The sequence below is a fragment of the Achromobacter sp. GQ309 genome (assembly GCF_059759315.1).
Window position 1 is genome coordinate 1 of sequence record NZ_JCAXDP010000022.1, and the last position, 414, is coordinate 414.

The following is a 414-nucleotide window of genomic DNA, read 5'->3' on the forward strand; positions in this document are numbered from 1 at the left end:
GGCGTGGAAATGTTCCGCAAGCTGCTGGACCAAGGTCAAGCCGGCGACAACGTGGGCATCCTGCTGCGCGGCACCAAGCGTGAAGACGTCCAGCGCGGCCAAGTTCTGGCCAAGCCGGGCTCGATCACCCCGCACACGGACTTCACGTCCGAGGTGTACATCCTGTCCAAGGAAGAAGGCGGCCGCCACACCCCGTTCTTCAACGGCTATCGTCCCCAGTTCTACTTCCGCACGACGGACGTGACCGGCACGATCGACCTGCCGGCCGACAAGGAAATGGTTCTGCCGGGCGACAACGTGACGATGACCGTCAAGCTGCTGGCCCCGATCGCCATGGAAGAAGGTCTGCGTTTCGCCATCCGTGAAGGCGGTCGTACCGTCGGCGCCGGCGTCGTCGCCAAGATCCTGAAGTAA

1 protein-coding gene is annotated in these 414 nt (G+C 63.3%); it reads left to right on the top strand.

Features of this window, described 5'->3' with window-relative positions; genetic code table 11:
• Window positions 1-414, top strand: a 414-nt coding sequence (locus AC6CIE_RS27810) for an EF-Tu C-terminal domain-related protein (RefSeq protein ID WP_498094974.1), incomplete at its 5' end; no start/stop codon positions are given.